The 20,309-nt window shown below is 67.5% G+C and carries 18 protein-coding genes and 1 pseudogene; 14 read left to right on the plus strand and 5 right to left on the minus strand.

The features are described 5' to 3' along the window. Nucleotides 1-92 precede the first annotated feature (92 nt). Nucleotides 93-1,703: an alpha/beta hydrolase gene (locus tag OG226_RS41135; protein WP_328684785.1), complete on the plus strand. Its 1,611-nt coding sequence runs from the start codon at nucleotides 93-95 to the stop codon at nucleotides 1,701-1,703. A 108-nt stretch (nucleotides 1,704-1,811) separates the two neighbouring features. Here the strand turns inward: OG226_RS41135 and OG226_RS41140 are convergent, their stop codons facing one another. Continuing rightward, nucleotides 1,812-2,531 (minus strand): lysophospholipid acyltransferase family protein, encoded by a 720-nt coding sequence (locus OG226_RS41140; RefSeq protein ID WP_329351820.1) that lies wholly within the window; start codon nucleotides 2,529-2,531, stop codon nucleotides 1,812-1,814. Nucleotides 2,532-3,068: 537 nt separating this feature from the next. After that, nucleotides 3,069-3,893: a hypothetical protein gene (locus tag OG226_RS41145; protein ID WP_329351822.1), complete on the minus strand. Its 825-nt coding sequence runs from the start codon at nucleotides 3,891-3,893 to the stop codon at nucleotides 3,069-3,071. A gap of 512 nt (nucleotides 3,894-4,405) precedes the next feature. Here OG226_RS41145 and OG226_RS41150 point away from each other — a divergent pair. The 9 genes from OG226_RS41150 to OG226_RS41190 all read left to right on the plus strand — a co-directional run bounded on the left by OG226_RS41150 (nucleotide 4,406) and on the right by OG226_RS41190 (nucleotide 13,064). Continuing rightward, nucleotides 4,406-4,750, plus strand: coding sequence for a hypothetical protein (locus OG226_RS41150; protein ID WP_329351824.1), 345 nt, complete (start codon nucleotides 4,406-4,408; stop codon nucleotides 4,748-4,750). Between the two features lie 678 nt (nucleotides 4,751-5,428). Further along, nucleotides 5,429-6,631 carry an MFS transporter gene (locus OG226_RS41155; RefSeq protein ID WP_329351826.1) on the plus strand — a complete coding sequence of 401 codons (1,203 nt, stop codon included), beginning with the start codon at nucleotides 5,429-5,431 and terminating at the stop codon, nucleotides 6,629-6,631. Nucleotides 6,632-6,815: 184 nt separating this feature from the next. Then, nucleotides 6,816-6,986 carry a hypothetical protein gene (locus OG226_RS41160; RefSeq protein WP_329351827.1) on the plus strand — a complete coding sequence of 57 codons (171 nt, stop codon included), beginning with the start codon at nucleotides 6,816-6,818 and terminating at the stop codon, nucleotides 6,984-6,986. Further along, nucleotides 6,983-7,396 (plus strand): hypothetical protein, encoded by a 414-nt coding sequence (locus tag OG226_RS41165; RefSeq protein WP_329351828.1) that lies wholly within the window; start codon nucleotides 6,983-6,985, stop codon nucleotides 7,394-7,396. Before OG226_RS41160 ends, OG226_RS41165 begins: the two co-directional genes overlap by 4 nt. Then, nucleotides 7,387-8,655 carry an MFS transporter gene (locus OG226_RS41170; RefSeq protein WP_329351830.1) on the plus strand — a complete coding sequence of 423 codons (1,269 nt, stop codon included), beginning with the start codon at nucleotides 7,387-7,389 and terminating at the stop codon, nucleotides 8,653-8,655. Before OG226_RS41165 ends, OG226_RS41170 begins: the two co-directional genes overlap by 10 nt. Then, a complete protein-coding gene (gene egtD, locus OG226_RS41175; protein WP_329351831.1) occupies nucleotides 8,652-9,659 on the plus strand; it encodes an L-histidine N(alpha)-methyltransferase in 1,008 nt (335 codons plus the stop codon). The genes OG226_RS41170 and egtD overlap by 4 nt, the downstream gene beginning before the upstream one ends. Nucleotides 9,660-9,727: 68 nt before the next feature. Beyond that, on the plus strand, nucleotides 9,728-11,005 hold the full coding sequence (locus OG226_RS41180) for an ATP-grasp domain-containing protein (RefSeq protein WP_329351832.1): 1,278 nt from the start codon (nucleotides 9,728-9,730) through the stop codon (nucleotides 11,003-11,005). A 40-nt stretch (nucleotides 11,006-11,045) separates the two neighbouring features. Continuing rightward, nucleotides 11,046-12,326 carry a hypothetical protein gene (locus OG226_RS41185; protein ID WP_329351833.1) on the plus strand — a complete coding sequence of 427 codons (1,281 nt, stop codon included), beginning with the start codon at nucleotides 11,046-11,048 and terminating at the stop codon, nucleotides 12,324-12,326. A gap of 63 nt (nucleotides 12,327-12,389) precedes the next feature. Continuing rightward, entirely contained in the window at nucleotides 12,390-13,064 is a 675-nt protein-coding gene (locus OG226_RS41190) for an HAD family hydrolase (protein ID WP_329351834.1), read from the plus strand. A gap of 245 nt (nucleotides 13,065-13,309) precedes the next feature. On the opposite strand, the gene OG226_RS41195 is transcribed toward OG226_RS41190, so the two are convergent. Both OG226_RS41195 and OG226_RS51700 read right to left on the minus strand, forming a co-directional pair. Further along, on the minus strand, nucleotides 13,310-15,373 hold the full coding sequence (locus OG226_RS41195; RefSeq protein ID WP_329351836.1) for a caspase, EACC1-associated type: 2,064 nt from the start codon (nucleotides 15,371-15,373) through the stop codon (nucleotides 13,310-13,312). A 10-nt stretch (nucleotides 15,374-15,383) separates the two neighbouring features. Next, nucleotides 15,384-15,710, minus strand: a complete 327-nt coding sequence (locus tag OG226_RS51700; protein ID WP_443066952.1) for an effector-associated constant component EACC1 — start codon at nucleotides 15,708-15,710, stop codon at nucleotides 15,384-15,386. 264 nt (nucleotides 15,711-15,974) lie between these two features. Here OG226_RS51700 and OG226_RS51705 point away from each other — a divergent pair. Then, a pseudogene (locus tag OG226_RS51705) lies at nucleotides 15,975-16,292 on the plus strand (ATP-dependent DNA ligase); the annotation flags it as partial. A gap of 57 nt (nucleotides 16,293-16,349) precedes the next feature. Here OG226_RS51705 and OG226_RS51710 read toward each other — a convergent pair. Further along, nucleotides 16,350-17,027, minus strand: coding sequence for an RES family NAD+ phosphorylase (locus OG226_RS51710; protein ID WP_443067024.1), 678 nt, complete (start codon nucleotides 17,025-17,027; stop codon nucleotides 16,350-16,352). Nucleotides 17,028-17,240: 213 nt separating this feature from the next. On the opposite strand from OG226_RS51710, the gene OG226_RS41205 reads away from it, so the two are divergent. The 3 genes from OG226_RS41205 to OG226_RS41215 all read left to right on the plus strand — a co-directional run bounded on the left by OG226_RS41205 (nucleotide 17,241) and on the right by OG226_RS41215 (nucleotide 20,304). Next, complete coding sequence (locus OG226_RS41205) at nucleotides 17,241-17,597, plus strand: XRE family transcriptional regulator (protein WP_329351839.1); 357 nt, start codon at nucleotides 17,241-17,243, stop codon at nucleotides 17,595-17,597. A gap of 389 nt (nucleotides 17,598-17,986) precedes the next feature. Further along, on the plus strand, nucleotides 17,987-19,135 hold the full coding sequence (locus OG226_RS41210) for a tyrosine-type recombinase/integrase (protein WP_329351841.1): 1,149 nt from the start codon (nucleotides 17,987-17,989) through the stop codon (nucleotides 19,133-19,135). A 65-nt stretch (nucleotides 19,136-19,200) separates the two neighbouring features. Then, nucleotides 19,201-20,304: a tyrosine-type recombinase/integrase gene (locus OG226_RS41215; RefSeq protein WP_329351843.1), complete on the plus strand. Its 1,104-nt coding sequence runs from the start codon at nucleotides 19,201-19,203 to the stop codon at nucleotides 20,302-20,304. Nucleotides 20,305-20,309 lie beyond the last annotated feature (5 nt).

Raw genomic sequence — 20,309 nt, forward strand, 5'->3', positions numbered from 1 at the left:
TAAAGAAGGTCAACAGACCCTGTTCTCAGGTGGCTCACAGCCGCGAGGATCCTCCGAGACCATTTCGCAACGATGTACGGGGAGGGGCCCACTTGAGGCACAACAGACCGAAGAGCCGGGTGCTGGCGTTCGGTTCGGCCGGATTCGCGGCGGCGGCACTGATAGCCGGCGCCGTGGTGGCACCCGCGGCCAACGCGCAGACCGGCCAGACGGCAGGACACGGGCAGGACCGCGCCGCCGCCCAGGGCGCCGCGCTCACCGCCGCCCGCGCCGCCAAGGCCGGCATCGACTGGCAGGACTGCCCCACCGCCTGGGGCTTCGCGAAGCCGGTCCAGTGCGGCTGGGTGACCGTGCCGATCGACTACACGAAGCCGAACGGCAAGAAGATCAAGCTCGCTGTCGACCGCGCCGTCAGCACCGGCACCGCGGCGGAGCGCCAGGGCGCGCTCGTCTACAACCCCGGCGGTCCCGGTGGTTCCGGCATGCGCTTCCCGCTCCGGGTCACCACCAAGAACCCGCTGTGGGTCAACACGTCCAAGGCGTACGACTTCGTGGGCTTCGACCCGCGCGGTGTCGGCCACTCGGCGCCCATCTCCTGCATCGACCCGCAGGAGTTCGTGAAGGCGCCCAAGGCGGACCCGGTACCGGACAGCACCGCCGACAAGAACGCCCAGCGCAAGCTCGCCCGTGAGTACGCCGACGGCTGCGCCAAGCGCACCGGCCGCACCATGCTCGCGCAGATGACCACGCCGAACACCGCGCGCGACCTCGACGTCATCCGCGCCGCCCTCGGCGAGAAGAAGCTCAACTACCTGGGCGTCTCCTACGGCACCTACCTCGGCGCGGTCTACGGCACCCTGTTCCCGTCCCACCTCCGCCGCATGATCGTCGACAGCGTCGTCAACCCGGCGCGGGACAACATCTGGTACGAGGCCAACCTGGGCCAGGACGTCGCCTTCGAGGGCCGCTGGAAGGACTGGGAGGACTGGGTCGCCAAGAACGACGCGGCCTTCCACCTCGGCACCACCCGCGCCGCCGTCCAGGCCAAGTGGCTCGAACTGCGCGCCACCGCCAAGAAGAACCCCCTCGGCGGGGTCGTCGGTCCGGCCGAGCTGCTCGGCTTCTTCCAGAGCGCTCCGTACTACGACTCCTCGTGGGTACCGGTCGCCACCGCGTTCAGCAAGTACGTCGCCGGTGACCCCCAGCCGCTCATCGACGCGGCCTCGCCCGACCTGTCGGACACCGCGGGCAACATCTCCTCGGAGAACGGCAACGCCGTCTACACGGCCGTCGAGTGCACCGACGCCAAGTGGCCGACCAGCTGGGCGAAGTGGGACAAGGACAACACGGCGCTCAACAAGAAGTACCCGTTCCTGACCTGGTCCAACGCCTGGATGAACCTGCCGTGCGCCACCTGGCCGGTCAAGCAGCAGTCCCCGGTCGAGGTCAAGACCGGCAAGGGTCTGCCGCCCGTCCTCATCGTGCAGTCACAGCGTGACGCCGCCACGCCGTACGAAGGCGCGGTCGTCCTGCACAAGAGCTTCAAGGGCTCCCGGCTCATCACCGAGAAGGACGCCGGTTCGCACGGTGTGACCGGTCTGGTCAACCCGTGCATCAACTCCCGTGTCGACGCCTACCTGTTGACCGGCAAGCTGGACGCCGCCGACTTCACGTGCACCCCGCACGCGACGCCGGTGCCGTAAGAAGCATGTCGTAAGTAGCGAGTCGTAGGCAGCAGTTGTACGTGGTGAGGGGCGGCCGGTTCTGAACCGGCTGCCCCTCACTCACATCGACTCACGGTTCTCGGGGTCTCAACTCAGCGGCAGGCGCGGGAACTTGCGTTCCTTCGCCGCGGCCGCCTCCTCCGCCTTGGCGACCGCCGCGTACTGGTCGACGTACTCCTGCTCGGAGAGCATGAGGATCGCGTACATGATCTCGTCGGTGATGGCGCGCAGGATCGCCTTCTCGTTCTCCATGCCTTCGTAGCGGGAGAAGTCGAGGGGCTTGCCGAAGCGGATCGTCACGGGGTGGACCTTGGGGATGACCTTGCCGGGCGGCTGGGCCTCGAAGGTGCCGATCATCGCGCAGGGGATGACGGGGACCTGGGCCTTCAGTGCCATGACCGCGACGCCGACCTTGCCCTTGTAGAGGCGGCCGTCGTGGGAGCGGGTGCCCTCCGGGTAGATGCCGAGCAGCTCGTCCTTGCTCAGGACGCCGAGGCCCTCGCGGATCGCGGCCTGGCCCGCCTCCTTGCCGGAGCGGTCGACCGGGATCTGGCCCGCGCTGCGGAAGAAGGTCGCCGTCAGACGGCCTCTGATGCCGGGGCCGGTGAAGTACTCGGCCTTGGCGAGGAAGGTGATGCGGCGCTTGAGGACCGCCGGCATCAGGAAGTGGTCGGCGAAGGAGAGGTGGTTGCCCGCGATGATCGCCGCGCCCGACTCCGGGATGTTGTCCAGGCCCTCTATTCGGGGTCTGAAGACCAGTCTGAGCAACGGCCCCAGAATCACGTATTTCAGGAGGAAGTAGAACATTGACTTCCTCCACACCCTGTCTTCCCTGGTCAGAGCAATAATTCAAATCTGCCCGTACTCACGGGGTCGAATCGGGGTCGAATCGAGTGCATCGGCCGTTCCACGGACCGGTGCCCTCCCACGCCACGATGGGTAGCCTCGAACTGAAAACGAGTCTTGCACAACAGGGCCGGGTCGGGTCAAGTCCCCGTGACCTGGCGAACGTTACTCCGGCGGGCCGGCGGTCAGGGGAGCGAAGATGGACCCGAAGGTGTTGACCTTGACGCCCTGGACGGCGACCGGAGGGTGCGCGTAGGTGTCCCCTTCCATCCAGTCTCCGCAGGTACGCAGGGCCTCCAGCGCTGGTCGGTGCCAGAAGCCGGCTCCGTGGAGGAAGCGGACGAGATGACACTCGATGCGGCAAGCCGGCTGATGCCCCTGCTTCCGCGTGAACTCATCGCGGAATACCTGGAGTTGGGTCCGTACCGTGACGGCGGTGACGCTGTTTAGCTCGATGGCGGCGGGTGCGGGTCGTCCCTTCCGGGGCGACCCGCGCTTCTACACCTTGCCGGTTTCGAGCCGTTCGAGCTGCGCGATCATCGACAGGATGGCCTTCTTGCTCGACGGCCGCAGTGGGCCGCACTGCCGCGTGATCTCCAGCACGTCCTCGTCCTGGATCGCTTGGACGACATCGGCCTGGCCCAGTACGCGGGTGACTGAAGCGATCTGCTCGTCGGTGAGAGCGGACGCGGCGTTGAGAAGGCCGAGCGCCCGGGAGAGGGTGTCGAGTAGTGAGGGCTGGCCAATGAGGCTGTTGAGAGTCCCGCGTTGCTCGGCCGTCAGGTCGCTCACCTGCAGAGCGATCTCCCGGACGTCTGTGTCACGCAGAACGTCGAGCGTCTGCAGTCGCCCGAGAAGGTCTGTGACCGTCTGTGGGGTCGCGTCGCCCTCCATGTTCTGCAGCCGGATCTGCTTGGTGCCCGCGCGGCGGAGCTCCTCCAGGAGGGCCAGTTGCACCTCCGCGTCATCCTCGAAGGCCACCTCGTCGTCGACGAAGTAGGACTTGCGCCGGCCGAAGAACTCGGAGAAGGCGCTCAGGACCTTCATGTGCACGTTGGTCCCTGGCTGGCCGGTGCCCAGCTCCCACATGTAGCCACCAGAGATCGTCACTCCGGTCGCCTCGGTGATCTGCTTCGCCAGCCTGTCCCAGCCCGGCGGCCTCCGGCCTTCAGGTGCGCGGGCTTTGCGGAGATACTGCAGTTTCTCCGCGAGCGTGCGCGGCGCCTTGGTGGCGCTGTCACCACCGGTTTCCGGCATCGTCGGCCCCGCCCCCTCTCTCTGTGGCTTGATCGTTGTGCGGGGATGCGTGAACTCATTCGTCATCTACACACGTGAATATCACTTTGTGGGCCGGTCGCGTCAAGCGCTCTTGCGTTGCAGCTCTGAGCCCACGGACAGGTCTAGTCCGCCGAGGCCGGACCCGCCTTCCGGGAGGTTCTCGCACGGCGAGAAGCTCCCGGTCACCCCTGCCTTTTTCTCTACAAGTGTTGATGTGAAGCTAGCACATATGGGGCTAATGGGTGGCTCGCCCGCTTGACGCTCACGACCTCCGCCCCGTTCGGGAGTTGCGGCGCCCCGTCGCCGATTTGACGGCCGGCACCCCTCCTTCGCAGTACCAAATATCTTCGTGTGTTGATGAAATGGGGTCGACCTGTTGCGGGTCGGCGGCTATGGTCGAGGCTGTTCATCAACAAGTGATGATGAATGTAGGTACTGGGGTGCCCCCGTGCCGCCGACCGCCATGTGAGCGGAGCTGCGGCGTGCTCTCGCCCAGCCCGGATCGCCCCTGCTGCATGGACTGAAGAATCGATCAGCTCGCAAGAAGGTGATTTTTTGTGACTTCTCGTATTCGATCCCTGGCTGCAGCCCTGTCGCTGACAGTCGCGCTGTCCGGCTCCGTCGCAGCCGTTGCCTCGCCTGCACAGGCGGCGCCGAAGAAGGGCTGCTACGTCACGGCCAAGGCCGCGACGATCCGGTCCAAGCCGAAGACGTCCTCGACGGCTGTGGGTATCGCCTACCGGAACCAGACCTGCAAGGAACTGGACTGGGCCTATCCCAAGGGCAGTTACACCTGGACCAAGGTCAAGATGACCAAGACGAAGAAGGTCGGGTGGATACGGGACGACCTGCTGCACACCGCGGCCGAGGACGTGCACACCTGCATCCCCGAGTACTGCTGACCTGTCGGCCGCGCAGACCAGTCGAGGACCCACCCCCGTCCGGTCCTCGACTCCCTGGAGGGGCGCCACCGCAGGTCTGCGGTGGCGCCCCTCCGCCGTTCAGCTCAGGCCCCTGGCCCCGAAATCCCGGTGCACGCCTCCCGGGCTGAGCCCGCCCAGCCGGGTGGCGGACGACCAGACCGGACCGGCGACAGCCGGGAACCCTTTCCTCTTTGTACGGAGACATTCGTGGACCTCCTCCGACGTCGGCGTACCACCCGATTGAAGGCATTCGCGCGACTCCGGCAGCGGCGGCCCCAGCTCTTCCGTGAACCACCTGGTGCCGCCCTGGAGATGCTGACCGGTCCCGTGGAGCGAGAGCGGTCGGCGGTCAGGACGTCGGTATCCGGGCGGCTCGACTGCGCCGTGACCGGTCGCTGTGACCGTCCCGGACCAGCAGCGTGCCAGTCGCCCGTGCGCAGCCTGACCAACGCCGAGAACCGCGGTGTAGGAACGCGCTCCGCCCCAACGCCTTTGGCAGTGAGGGGAGTTCGGCCGCGCGCGGGCTCTGCCTTCGATGCGGGGAGTTGACCGGCCGGCCCATTCCGGTTTCCGGCCCGGTGCCGAGAGGCGCCGCCGCCCCGTGGCCATCTGGAGCGTTCTGTGCCCGCAACAGCCTCATCCCCCCGCCTGTTGAGCGTGTCACCCCCGTCTCCTGCGCCCACGAGGTGGCCGCCGGTCATCTGGGCGTTGCTCATCGGGACGTTCGCCGTGCGCGCGGCAGGATTCGTCTACCCGTACTTGCCGTATCGCCTGGACGAGTTGCACCTGGACACGGCGACGGTAAGTACTGTCCTGGCGTTGTGGGGCGCCGGCTGGTTCGCCGGCCAACTGCTCTGCGGCTGGCTGGCCGACCGGATCGGCCGCCGGGCCACCCTCGCGGGTGCCATGGCGGTGGCCGCAGTGGGATTCCCGCTGCTCGCCGAGGCCCGCACCCCGATGGCCCTCGGTATGGCGGCTGCCCTCTCCGGTCTCGTCTACGACGCACCGCGCCCGATCCTGACCGCGGTCGTCGCCGACACCGTCGCGGACGAATCGGGTCGCGCACGCATCACGGGCTGGAGGCACTTCGCCGTCAACCTGGGCGCCGCCACCACCGGCCTTGTCGGCGGGGCGCTCGCTGAGCCGGTCGGCATCCCGGTGCTGTTCTGGTGCAACGCACTGGTGTGTGCCGCATTCGCCGTGGTCGTACTGCGGGTCCTCCCGCCCTCAGCCCCGGCACAGGTCCTCGGGCACAGAGGGCACCGGGAGGCCTTCACCGACCCCCTGCTGTGGCTCCTGTGGCTGGCCAGCCTTCTGACCTTGGTCCCGGTCGCGGCCCTGTTCTCCGTGCTTCCGATGATGATGGCCCAGGACGGTCTGCCGCCCACGGCCTACGGGTGGACCCAGGTCGCCAGCGCCGCGGCGGTGATCGTGCTGTCCCCCCTTCTCAACCCCTGGCTCGCACGCCGAGCCAAGCGCCCCGCCCCCATGGTGGGTCTGCTCGCCATGAGCGGGATCATCCTCGGCGCGGGCATGGGCTCCGCAGGCATGGTCTCCTCGGCGGCCGGCTACAGCGCCGCCGCAGCGCTGTCGGTACCGGGCGAGATCGTTGCCTTCGTCGCCGCGACCGACATCCTCAACCGGATCACGCCGCCGACGAGCCGGGGCGTGTACGCGGGCATCTGGGGCACCACGCTCGCGTCCGCGGTTCTGTGTGCTCCCGCTCTGGGCGGATGGGCCCTGGCCCACGGCGGCCACCATCTCGTCGCCCTGACACTCCTGACGGCCGGACTGCTCGGCGCGGCCTTGTGCCTTCCGTTGGCTGCGCTTCTTCACCGCCCCTCACGAGCGTCCGCATGACGGACGCCGCGCCAGCGAAATCCAGTGGCAGCCCCCGCCACCCTGCGGCTTTGGCTGATCGTCCGCGTTTCTTGCGGCCGTCGAGGTCCGCCGCGTTCTCCTCAGCCCCTGTGCAGCGGCAGACGGCGGGCCAGCCTCGCATGCCGTGACATCACCCCTTTTGAGAGAAGGAGAACACCGCACGATGCGACACACGACCAGATTCCGGCGCCTGGACTCTCTCTCCCGGCTCGCCGGCAGCGCGACCAAGGCCGCCGCCCTCACGACATACGGCTCGGACCGCCACTCGCAGTTCACCCCCGCCGGCGCCCCCAAAGGGCCCGGCGCCCGGTGCCGGAGGGTGGACTCGCGATGAGTGCGCCCCACCGGACGAGCCCGGCCGCCGCCCGTCCTGCGGCGGGCCTTCGGCTCACCGCTGTGCTGCAGGACGGCGGCTGGGTTCGCGAACGCGATGCGCGCTTCGTGCAGTTCCTTGATCAGCGGCTCGCCGACGTCGAGGCGACGGGCTGCCTCGCCGAGCGGAAGCTCGCGGCAGGAATCCTCGATCTGTCCGCCGAGTGGCAGCGCAGACGTGAACTCGCCGCGGCCGGCGACCAGGTCCACGCCGGCGTGGAGGCCGACGCCGTGGGCTGGGCGCTGCGGTGCCTGGCCCACAGTGCCTGGCACAACACCCCCGGATGGGAGCCGGCCTTCCATCCGTCGGCCACGGCGCCTTCCGTGTCCCCGGCCAACGTCCGCGGCTGCGTCCCGCCGCGATGGCAATGACCACGTACGACGGCACGCGAACACCCGTCGGCAGGCCGGTCGTTGGGGTCGGGTACCGGGACATCTGGCGTGTTCCGTACGCGGCACGGCTGCTGGGCGGGTCCCTGGTGGGGCGCCTTCCCACCGGGATGGCGCCGCTGGCGATCCTCCTCGGCGCCGATCACGGCGGCGAGGAGAGAACGTCAGCGGGCGTGCTCGCCGCGGTGTATCTGGTGGCTACCGCCGTCGGAGGCCCCGTCAGCGCGGGCCTGGTCGACCATTACGGCCAGCGGCATGTGCTCACGGCGGGCACGGCTGTGAGCAGCACAGCCTTCCTCACCATGGCGGCCTCGCCGGGGGAAGCCTGGTCGGCCGCCGCTGTGGCGGTCGCGGGAGCTGCCCGGCCGCCGCTGGACGCCTCACTGAGAGCGCTGTGGAGCGCGGGGGGAATGATGCCCTCGCCCGCCCACCAGCGGGTGGCACTCGCCCTGGACTCCGGGACCCAGGAAGTCGTCTACGTCGTCAGTCCGCTGCTGGTGGCCACGATCGCCACGGCGGCATCCGCCTGTTGGGCGCTCGTGTTGATGGCGGCAGTCGGAGCCCTGGGCACCGCCCTGTTCGTGACCACCCCGGCCTCCCGTGTCCACGGCACCAACTCCCGCCCGGCCCCGTCCGGTTGGCTCGGCCCGGTCCGCTCGCCGCGCCTGCGCGTGCTGTACGCGGCGATGGTGTGCGCCGGCGTCACCATCGGTGCTCTCACCCCGCTGGCCGTGGACGCATCCGACCGCTTCGGCGCCCCGCAGCTCGCCGGGGCTCTGCCCGCGGCTGTGTCCTGCGGCGCCTTCCTGGGCGGCCTGCTCTACGGCGCACGGGCCTGGCGGGGCACCACCGCCGCCCACCTGGTCATCCTGTCCGCCGCCTTCGCAGCCGCCTGGATCCCCCTGACCGTCGCGGCACGTCACGCAACCGTTCTGTCCTGCGCAGTGATCCCCGGGCTGGCCATGGCCCCCCTGCTCAGCGCGGCCTTCGTCACCACCAGCACCTTCGCCCCACCCGGGCACACCACCCAGGCCCACGCCCTGCTGGTCGCCTTCCTGGACATCGGGTGCGCGATCGGCACCGCCGCGGCAGGCCTCACCCACACCCCGCTCCTCCTCCCGGCCGGAGCCGCCGCCGCAGCGCTGATCCTCACCGCCACCCGACGCCTCCTCACCCCGCCGCGTCAACACCGGCCACCCCACCCATCCGATCTCGCACCGCACAAGGAGCCGATTCTGTGAGCCCTTTCCTGATCACCACCACACTGACCGGGGAAGCGACCGACGCGGCGCTGCGCGCTGATGTGCTGCGCGGTCTGACCAAGACCCCCAAGACGCTGCCGCCGCGGTGGCTGTACGACGCGCGCGGCAGCGAGCTGTACACGCGCATCATGGAGCTGCCCGAGTACTACCCCTGCCGCACCGAGCGGGATCTGCTGACCGCTCACGCGGCTGAGATCGCGGCTATCACCGGTGCGCGGACTTTGATCGAGCTGGGTTCCGGGTCCTCGGACAAGACGCGGCACCTGCTGGACGCCCTGCCCGATCTGGACACCTACGTACCGGTCGACGTCAGCGAGAGCGCCCTCACCCAGGCCGGACATCGGCTGACCACAGAGCGGCCGGACTTGAACGTCCACGCCTTCCTCGCCGACTTCACGGCGGGCCTGGCGCTGCCCGGCTCGCCCGGGCCGCGGCTCGTGGCTTTCCTGGGCGGCACGATCGGCAACCTCCTGCCCGTCGAGCGCATCGCCCTGCTGTCCTCGATCCGTTCCCTGCTCCATCCCGGCGACGCGCTCCTGCTCGGCGTCGACCTCCTCAAGGACGAACGCGCCCTGGTGCGCGCGTATGACGATGCGACCGGCGTGACGGCCGCGTTCAACAAGAACGTCCTGCACGTGCTCAACCGGTCGCTGGATGCCGACTTCGACCCCGACGCCTTCGACCACGTGGCGCGCTTCGACGCCGCGAAAGAATGGATCGAGATGCGGCTGAGAGCCCGCACGGCCCACAGGGTCAAGATTCCGGCCCTCGACCTGGAGATCTCTTTCACTGCGGGGGAGGACCTGCGGACAGAGGTGTCCGCCAAATTCCGTGAGCAGGGCATACGCGGCGAACTGTTCATCGCTGGGATGCAGTTGCCCCACTGGTGGACCCACCACGGTCTCTACGGCCTGGCACTGGCCACCCCCACACCGGGAGGGCGCGCCGGCCCGGGCCGGCGCCCCGGCTTCCTCCTGCCCTGACCACCCGAACCACTTCCCTCACTACACCCATGGGCTCCCTCATCTCCCGCTGATAACGGAGGCACCACATGAACAGCCGCACGTCAGACGGCTCCCGCCCGATCCTGCTGATCGGCGCCGGGGCCCAGGAGCAGCGTGAATTCCTCCTGCGCCAGGTGGCCAGGGAGAGGCCGGTAGTCCTCATCGACCAGGACCCGCCGGCGTGGGCCCGCCCCTACCTGGCCGCCTGGGCGGCCGTCGACCTGCGCGACCCCCAGGCCACAGAGGCGTTCATACGCACCGCGTCCGTCGAACTGAACGCGGCCGGGGTGACGACCTACATGGAACACTTCGTCGGCCTGGCCGCCAGGCTCGCCCACCGGCTCGGCCTTCCGGGCAACTCCCCGGCATCAGCCGCCGTCTGCCGGGACAAGGCCGCCACCAGGCGTCTGCTGTCCGAGCACCATGTGCCCTCCGCGCGCTCCTACCAGGCCCAGAACGCCGACGAGGCGGTTCAGATAGCCCGCGGCCTGGGCTACCCCGTCGTCGTCAAACCGCGCGGCGGAGCCGGGAGCGCGGGAGTGCTGCGGGCCGACAGCGACGACGACGTCCGTGCAGCCTTCCGCCGGGCCCTGGTCGACAGCGTCCTGGGCCTGGAGAACTGGTCGGTGCCCGGAGTCCTGGTCGAGGAGTACCTGCGCGGCCCCGAGATCAGCGCCGAGACCGTGGTCCTCGGCCCCGACCAGGTCGAGATCGTCGCGGTCACCCGCAAAACCCTCGGCCCCGAACCACAGTTCCAGGAGGTCGCCCACAGCGTCGATGCGGCCGACCCCCTCCTCATCGACCCCGTCCTCGGCGAGGTCGTCGCCGCAGCGGTCCACGCACTCGGGCTGAGCTGGGGGGTACTCCACGTGGAGCTGCGGCTGACGGCGAGCGGCCCCCGCGTGATCGAGGTCAACGGCCGGCCGGCAGGCGACCTCATCCCCCTCCTCGTCGAACGGGCCACCGGAATCAACCTGCCCCGGGCCCTGGCCACCCTCGCCACCGGGGAAAAGCCCGACCTGGCCCCCACCCGCACGGCAGCCGCCGCGATCGGCTTTCTCTACCCCCAGCACACCGGCCACCTCCAGCGCCTCGACGTCCGCGGCTCCATCCACCACCAGCTCTGGCTGGAACGCCTCGTGTGGACACGCCGCGTCGGCGCACACGTCAGCGCCCCGCCCCACGCCAGCATCGACGACCGCCTCGCCCACTGGATCGTCACCGGCCCCACCGCCACATCGTGCGCCCGCCGCCTCGACCTGGTCGCCGACCACCTCACCGTCCACATCGCACCCCCCACCCACACCACCACCTGCACACGATGACCCCCACCGCACCCGCAGACCCGCCCCCACAGGAGGAGACGTGAGGGCCACCGGCGACACCGGCGGCGGATCACCCGGCGCGGGGGAGGCGACGACGGCGGCGGTCGCGGTCATCGCCCCGCCCGGCGGCTCCCGCTACCCGCAGGCACTGCAGCACCGCGCCCGGCCCGCCGTCGCCGTCACCCTCGGCCCCGCAACAACACCCCCCGCCCACAAGGACATCGAGGAAGGCGAGGCCTACACGCAGGTCATTACGCACACCGGCGACCTGCGCCGCACCCTGTCGCGACTGCGCGCGGCCGGCGTGGACACCGTGATGGCCGCAAGCCCCGCCGGTGTGGAACTGGCCGAGCAGATCGCCTGGCAACTCCGCCTCCCCGCCACCGGCAACCCCGCCACGGCCCGCGTGCGCACCGACCACGGCGTCCAGGCAGAAACCCTCTCCCGGGCCGGCATCACCGTGCCCCGCATCCTGCGCACTACCCGCCTCACCGACGCACTCGCCTGGGCCGACTCCCACCAGCCCGCCGCCTGCCGCATCGCCTCCGCCACGATCGGCGTCCCCGTGGCAACCATCGTCGCCCCCACCTACCGGCAGATCACGGCGCTCTGGCCGCGCATCCAGGAAGCCGCCCGCCACCACGCCGCTGACACCGCGCTCGTCATCCAGGAACCCGTGGCCGGCCGCCACTACCTCGTCGACACCATCAGCCGCCTCGCCCCAGAAGGCCCCCTCCACACCGTGACCGGCATCTGGAGCCGCACCCGCACCCAGATGCTGACCGGAGACATCGAGCGCACGGACCTCATGCACCGGCACGACCTGCTCGCCCGCCGGCTCACCCTCTACACACGACGCGTTCTGCACGCCCTGGGTGTGATGTCCGGCCCGACCCGGGCCCACATCGCCTTCGAGCCCGAACGCGGCCCCATCCTGCTCTCCGCCGCCGTCGTCACCGACCGGTCGTCTGCTGAGGAGACCGTATGGCAGATCACCGGCCACGACCCGGCCGACGCCGCCCTGGACCCAGCCGCCCGCTCCCGCCCTGCCAGTCGAGGCTTCTCCCCGTGCCGCGTGACCCGCATCCGCCTCGCCGCCCCCATCACAGCCCGAACACGCCTGGTAGAAGCGCTGACTGAACTGCCCACCACAGCCTGCGTGGACGTGACTCCCGCTGCTTTGATGCCTCAGGCTCCAGCCCCGCCCGACGGGGAGAGCTACGAGATCGTCCTTGCCCACGCAGACCCGGGCGAGATCGACAAGGATGCCCGCCGCATTGCGACCCTCACGGCCGACCTCCGCACTATCGGGCACCCCTGACACGCCCCGCCCGGAAGCGCGCCCTACCCGGTCCGCTCAAGACAAGAAAGGACGCACTGTCCCGTGCCACACCACCTCAACCGGCCACACCTCGTGTGGGGATGGAGCGGCACCCTCGCCGACGACGTCCAGCGCCAGGTCGCCGCGGTCAACGCAGCACTGGCCGCCCTGGGCGCACCACCGGTCGACCTCGACACCATCCGGCACCACTTCGCTCCCTCACCCCCCGCACTGTGCGCCGCCATACTCGGACGCCCACTGACCGACCGAGCACGGACACGAGCAAGCGTGGCCTTCGAGACCTACCACTCCCGCCGGCCGCCTCCCGATCTGCTACCCGGAGCCGAAGGCCTCCTCACTCGACTGCTCCGCAGCGGCTGCAGCCACTCCGTGCTCTCCCTCGGTGCCCACAACAGGCTGACCCAGCACATCTCTGAACTGGGCGTCGACTCCTTCTTCCTGCGAATCGACGGACGCACAGGCCCTTCCGCCAGGAGCAAGACGCAACCCCTGGCCGAACACCTTTCCGCGCTGCGCCCCGCGGTTGGAGACCGGCCGTTCATTCTCATCGGGGATGCCGTGGACGACATCCGGGCCGCGGTCGCGAATCAGGTTCAGCCTGTTCCGTACACCGGGGGCTTGACGCACCGCGACATCCTCCGGCGCAGCGGCGTCCCCGTCGCCGACAACCTTGCCGAGGCAGCCGCGTTGGCAGTGGAGTACGCCCACATGACCTGAGAGTGTGGCTCGTGCCGCGATGCCGAGTGTGGTGTCGCGCGTTGTCGAGGCTGTCGTCCTGCCGGTCCGCACGGGACAACACTGCGGATATCTCCCTGAGCCAGGCGCCAGCTCGCCGAGTCTGACGCCGTGAGCGCCGCTCCAGGTAGGCGAGCAGACCCGTGCGCTGAGTGAGGCTCCAGCAGGAAGCCTTCGACAGTCTCACTGCCTTTGGCGGCTGCGGTTTCAACGTGCGGAGAGGGCGTTCAGAGACTCACGGCGATGATGCCGCCCTCACCGCCGGCGTAAACGGTGCTGATGTCCGTGACGAGGGAACTAATGTCCTGACTGTGGGTCGGTGTTCGATAGTGCCACCTTTCCTCCCCGGTTTCGGGGTCCAGTGCGACAAGACTGGCACCGAGTCCACCAACATCGCCCGCACTGTTGGGGCCTGCGGCGAGAACAACTCCATGGCCGTCTGCTACGAGCTGTACGTGACCTGCCTTCCTGCCTTTGTACCGCCACGTCTCCTGTCCTCCGGTTGGCGCATCCCATGCGAAGACCTCACCTGAGTTGAATATCCCCCCGCAGAGCAGCGTTCCGACGCCCTGGAACACGCTGAGTCCTCCGAAGCCGCCGCCGATGTCAGCCCACTCGGAAAAGTCTCCGGTGCGCGCATCGAAATTCCACCCTGAAAATGAACCAGCGTTCAACTTGTCGTCGTTGCTGGCACCGATGACGAATGCAGTTCTCTGCCAGAGCGCGAGCCCCAGGAAGTCATTTTTCTTAAGGATGTGCCACTTCAGACGTCCAGTCTTTGTGTCAATGCCCGCCACGCCGCCAGTGCCGACCTGCTGAAGGTTGACCTGGGGGCAGGCTATGAGGGTGTCGCCGTTTACAACGAGGCGGTCGGGTGCGAATGGCAGTACGGTCTTCCAGCGGAGTGTGCCGTCAGCTGCGTTGAGAGCGTGGATGGAGGCAGTGGTGATTTCCTGTGGCTGCTGCAACAGGAGATATACGGTGTCGTCCGATGCGGTCATGGCGCTTAGTCTTCCGGTGAACGGTCGGGCTGCCCATTCGGCGTCACCATCCGCACTGCTCAGAAGTCGGACATCGACGCGTGTGTCGCTTGGAGTCTGAAGGCCATCGATTGCAGTCGCCACGCAGATGCGGCCTTGCACCGTCGCTATCCGTATCAGGTCTGGTCTTGTAACCGTCTTTCGCCAAAGGGGGACGCCCGTGCCCGGTTTCAGTGCCAGTATCGTGGCCTTCGACCCGTCTTGCTCGGAGACTGCAGCGTAAAGTCGATCCTGGCCAATCGCTAGGTCATCGCAGTACGTTCCGGGTTTGAAGTACTGCCACATCTGTTGGCCGGGATTCAGCCTCTTCACTTTCGCGCCACCGTTCGGGAAAAGTCGACCTATAGACGGCCCAGCCGTGGTGTAGCTCGTTACCGTCAGGGCCGCGATGGCCGCAGCTAGGGTGACCGCGTCTCTGCGTGACACCAGTCCGTCCGCCAAGAGCGGTGAATCACCGTCCGCCTCGGCCAAAATGTCAGGGCGGGGTTCTACTGCGACGTCTGGATGGGCTGCATTGAGAGCGAAGGGGAAGCTGTCGGCATCGTCGATATTTCTGGCGACGGGAAGGGGTTTCGCGTCAGCTCCGAGACTTTCGTGAATCGCGCGAAAAACCATACGCAGCGTCAAATGCGGAGGACCATCAACCAGTCCTGATTCGACTAGGTCAACGAGGTATTTCGTGAAATACGTCTGCGGTTTTTCGTCGTTGGGTGTGGTTTCGAACCAGGCCAGGCCATAGCCACTACTCGCGCAGATCGTGTATGCACCCGTTCCGGTCGTCAGATCGATGGGTGCTAGACGAGGCTGGCTGGAGAGTGCGCGTCTACGATCGATAGCCAAGCCGGAGAAGCAGCAGTCGAGGATGACCACCTTGGTTCTGGCCGAACTATGAGACAGAGCTTTCCTGACAACCTCAAAGGCTAGGCTCGTCGACGCCCTGCGGTTCCACTCGGCGCGAGTTTCGCCGACGCAAAGACACAAGGAATCTTCATCGTCGACCTGTCCGTGTCCAACAAAATAGAAGAGCGCCACATCCGTTGCCTGCTCGAAGATGCGTACCAGGTCGTCCACGGAGTCGCCCGGCTTCCGGGGATCTTCGATTATGTGAACGTTCTTCGCTGGCCAAGCGCACAGATCGCTGGTGAGCAGAGCGGAGAATCTAGCCAGGCTGTTCTCGGCGGCAGGGACGGAAGGGAAATTCCTGTAGTTCCAGACACCCATGAGCACGGCCCGTGAGCGGTTGAAATCCACGGTCGGGTACCTAATCTTCCATGAATTTCTCGATGATCGGCAGAACCGAGTCGACGTTACTGGCCTCCAACTCCCATTCCTTCCCGTCGATTTTTACTGTGAGAGTCAGTCCAGATCTGCGAGATCGGATGAACTCAGGAAGGACCCGCAGGACAGCCACGAGACCTCCACTGCCGCCACCCACGACGAGCAAGTGATCCCAAAAACCGAGTTCCCCGGGTGCGGGCGGTGTCGAGAGGAACTCCACCCGTGTGCCCTCAACCATCCGGCACCAGCGTCCCAGTGCCTGGACAGTCTCTTGATCGGACACGAACACTTCCGCTGATGTGCGTGTCATCAATTCCCCCGCTATGTGGACGTCACCCTGGAGCAGGGTAGTGCCTTAAGTACCCTGCGTGACAGCGCTTCGTGCGCCGCCAACTGCCGCTCGAAGATGAGGCCCTGCGCACCAGCGCGGCCGTCGTCCCCCGTCAGGCCCGGCAGCGGCGTACCTCGCCGTCGTCCTCCTGAACCCGGGACCTGTGGGGCGAAGGGCTCAGCGCGCGCAGGTGTCTCAAGGCGTAGAGGTGACGGTATGGCCCTGACACCGCCGATCCAGCCGATGCTCGCTGCGGCACGACGACAGCTGCCTCCGGCCGGGGCGCTGCAAGGGGAAATGATCATGGAGGCGAAGGCGGACGGCTTCAGGACCATCCTCTTCGCGCGGCGGGGCCTGGTCATGCTTCAGTCCCGCCAGGGCTCCGATCTCACCGGAGCCTTCCCCGACATCGCCGCCGCCGCGGCCGACCTCGGCGAGGAGGTTGTGCTCGACGGCGAACTCGTCGTCCCGCACGAAGGACGCCTGCACTTCGGCGAACTCCAGCGCCGCGCCCGCCGCCGCGGCCCGGGCGCCCTCCAGGCCGCGACCGCACACCCCGCCTACCTGATTTTCCCTGTCAATTCCAGCGTGTCGGCGTCATCTGGTGCGCTCTGGGGCTCAGTAGACGAGAAGACCGAAGCGGTCTGCGACGGCCTGGAGTGCTGCATCGTCGCGGGCGATGTTGTCCTGGCTGTGCATGGTGTAGCTCGCGTCATCGAAAACGGCCCAGCATTCCCACTGAGTGTCGTGCTTCGAGAGGTAGCGGATGCCCGCGTAGAGCCCCTTTCCTGCGGCGTCCCGCTGATCGTGTACCCACTGGGCAAGGGCGCGGGTCAGTCGCCGATCTGGACCGCGGACAGAGGCAACGTTCAGGTGGCCGATGCCCAGGTCGACAAGCACGGAGGCGAGCTCTGGGGTGAGGATCGCGTGCGTCTCGCCCGCTTCGACATCCACGAAGGGTCGGATGTCTGTGATCTCGATCTGCAGGCTCACATGGTCTTCTCGCCAGCCCTGGGGCACTGTGCCAGCCGCCTTGAACCGGCGGTCGCCCGCCGTCAGCGCGAGCACCTTCGGACTGGGTCGAAAATCCGCGAGGATTTCGCCGAAACAGCACTGAAGCCCCGTGCCGCAGTAGAGCACCCCAAAGTCAGCGACCGGACTGTCGAAGCGATTGCCGGCGTCGGCTAGGGCCAACTTGTTCGGATCTCCTCGGCTTGGCCTCAGTGGGTGATTCGTCCAAGCGACTCGCGAGAGTCGTTGGTTTGGCTGGGCCAGTTGGAGCGTCGGTTCGCTCATGGTCCACCTCGCGTGGGCGGGCGGGGCTCATCGCAAGATCAGTCTATGTACGACCGGCCCGGGGGGCGATTTGTTCCCTTTTGGTATCGGGTGGAAACTGGGGGCAGACAAGGCGGCGATTCAGGTGGCAAACTAGGGGGCCAACCTTGGGGCCAAACCCCGAGGGCTCCTGGGACCCGCCACGTAGGTCCGCGCATCCAAGGAGGGGGCGGGGTGACCGAGGAGAAGCACGCCCATGAGGTCGCTATGAAGACCGCCATAGGTGAGGTGGCCCGAGCGCTGCAGGACGCGTTCGGACAGAAGCTCACGGCCTTCATTGCCGGTGTTGCCGACCCCAAGACCGTGGGGCGTTGGTCGCGAGGTAGGAGCATGCCCCGCCAGGAGGCCGCTGCTCGACTCCGTCACGCATTCCATGTTCGCGAGATCCTCAAAGATCAAGTCAACGAGGAAACGATGTGCGCTTGGTTCATTGGGATGAATCCGCTCCTCGACGACAGCTCACCAGCCGAGGCGCTGGCCGAGAACAGGTTTCCGCAGGTCCTCGCCGCCGCCAGATCATTTGTTGACTGAGGCTGACCTCTCCTACAACATCACCGCTCCGCGTCTGGCCCGACGGCTGACCGATGGCCTCGCCCGCGAAAGGGGACGACGTCCCCTGCCGGGCCGGTAGCTCGGCCCCCCTCCAAGAGTCCCCGTCTCACAGCACCCAGCACCGCGTCCTGCCGTACCCAGAACACACACGAACCCCTGCCATCCAGCACCCCTTCAGATCGGCTTCAACAAGCCAGTTCAATAGGGAACTGATAACTGGAGTACGCACGGGTTCCCTGTTGGTCATCACGGGGGTGATGAGACCAAGTCGGCAGGTAGGAGACCCATGTTCGAAGCGTCCCTCGTGGGTGTGAGATTCCTGCAATCACTCGCAGATTCCGCGAGCGCCTTTCGTAATCTGCTGGTTCATGGGGGAATCCGGAACCCGTTCTCTGACAGCGGGACGTGACGCGGTCGGTCTGGCGGAGGTCTTCTCTCTCCACACCTACCGGAGCCGTTCGGGCCATGCGGATGAGCGGTCGTACTTCTTCGACACGCTCGCGGAGTATCAGTGGGCACGGGACGCGGCCGGGCTGATGCCCGCATCGATCGACCAGTTGGTCAAGCCGGTGATCGAGTTGTGCGAGCACTATGACGTCGTTCCGTGGCAACTCACGCCGACGGCGTTGGACCGGTACTTCGCCGGGCCAGGCAAGAGGGCCCGCTCAACGGTCCTCGCGAAGATCAACAAGATCGACGCGTACTTCGCGTTCCTGGAGCAGAGGTACGCCGGGGAGATCCATCGGCTGTACGGGGCCGTCGTGGAATCGCCGGTCGACCCGTTCAACCGGCCGCGCCACCGAGGGGACTTCGGGCTACGGGTGCCGCCCTCGCCGCGGGCGATGCGGGAGTTCTTCGCCGCCTGGCGCACCGTTTTGCCGCAGTCCCGCAAGGAAGCGGTGGCATGCCGGGACTACGTGATGGCGAAGATCGCCTACCTGTCCGGGGTACGGGCGGCGGAACTGTGCGGCGTGGCGATGGGAGACGTGCACTGGGAGTCGGGGCAGTGGGGCCGCTTCGTGGTCCAGGGCAAGGGCGCCCGCGGGTCCGGGCCCCGGCCGCGGGAAGCATTCCTGTTCGAGCAGGGCCGTGAACTGCTGTGGTGGTACGTGGAGGAGGTGCGGGGGATGTTCCGGGACGACCCGGAGCATCCGGCGGCGCCACTGTTTCCCTCCGAACGGCTGCCGAAACCCGTGGCGGCGCTGAACATGCCGATCGCGCCGGCGATCGTCCCATCGACGTTCCGCCGGGCGCTGAAGACGGCGTCGCAGCTATATCTGCCGGGGCCTGTGACCGAGTTGTTCCCGCATCTGCTGCGGCATGCGTGCGCGACCCACAACTACGAGCGCGGGATGACGTTGTGGGAGGTACAACGAATGCTCGGACATACCTGGACGACTACGACGGTCAATTACCTGAACCCTCGGGAATTGCGTCAGATGGGCGAGAAGCCGCAGGTCGCCAGGTCACGGCGAGGGCTTGAAGGACTCCGAGGCTACTACGACCTAGCGGTCTGACCAGGCATGTTGCCGAGCTGATCCCTTCTAATGCATGATCTGCCCTCCAGAAGGGATGGTCTGGAGTGGTGCATCAGCGCAAGGTGGCCCTGGCCGGGGCGGCTCATCTGGAGCTCGTCTCCGGGGTGGTCCAACTGCGTCCCGAGGACGCGATGTTCGACGCGATGCTGCGGGGCTGGCGTGCTCAGCAGAAGTCGCGGGGGCTGAAGGACGACACGATCGATCCGCGGGAACGGCTCATACGCCGGTTCCTGGAGTTCGCGAACGACTACCCGTGGCAGTGGACGCCGGCCCACATCGACGAGTGGTCGGTCTCATTGACCAGCGAGAAGCATCTGGCACCGTCGACGATCCGCAGCTACCAGGGCACCGTGCGACTGTTCAGCGAGTTCCTCATCGACGGCCGCTACGGATGGGGCCCTGCCTGCGAGGAAGCCTTCGGCACCTTCCCGGTGGCGGTCTGTCACGAGTGGAACACCATCGCCCACCTCAACGATTACGAGGGCGACCCGGAGGCGAAGCCGTTCACCCGGGAACAGCTGCAGCTCTTACTCGACTATGCCGACGACCAGGTCGAACGAGCGCTACGGGCGAAACGCAAGGGCGCCCTGGCGGCCTACCGCGACGCCACCCTCTTCAAGGTGATCTACGGGTGGGGACTTCGCCGGACCGAGACCTCCAAGCTCGATGTGGTCGACTTCGGGCGCAACCCGCAGGCCCGGCAGTTCGGCCGGTACGGCACGCTCAACGTCCGCTACGGCAAGGCCAAGAAGGGCCAGCCTCCGAGGCGCCGGAACGTCTTGTCGGTGATGGACTGGGCCGTCGAGGCAGTCGCCGACTACGTCGAGAACGTCCGTCCGCGCTTCGGATTCCCCGACCACCCCGCTCTGTGGATCACCGAACGCGGTGGACGCCTGCGGCCCGGCTCGATCAACGACCGGTTCGAGGCATACCGCGACGCCCTTGGCCTGCCGAAAGAGCTGGTCCCTCACTCCTTGAGGCACTCGTACGTCACGCACCTGACCGAGGACGGGGTGGACCGCCGCTTCATCCAGCAGCAGGTCGGCCACGAGAGCGACAGCTCCCTGGCCATCTACACGCACGTCAGCGACGACTTCATGAACACTTCCCTGCACAAGGCACTGGCCCCGGCGTTCGCCGGAGCCTGACAGGA

The organism is Streptomyces sp. NBC_01261 (genome assembly GCF_036226385.1).
GTDB lineage: Bacteria > Actinomycetota > Actinomycetes > Streptomycetales > Streptomycetaceae > Streptomyces.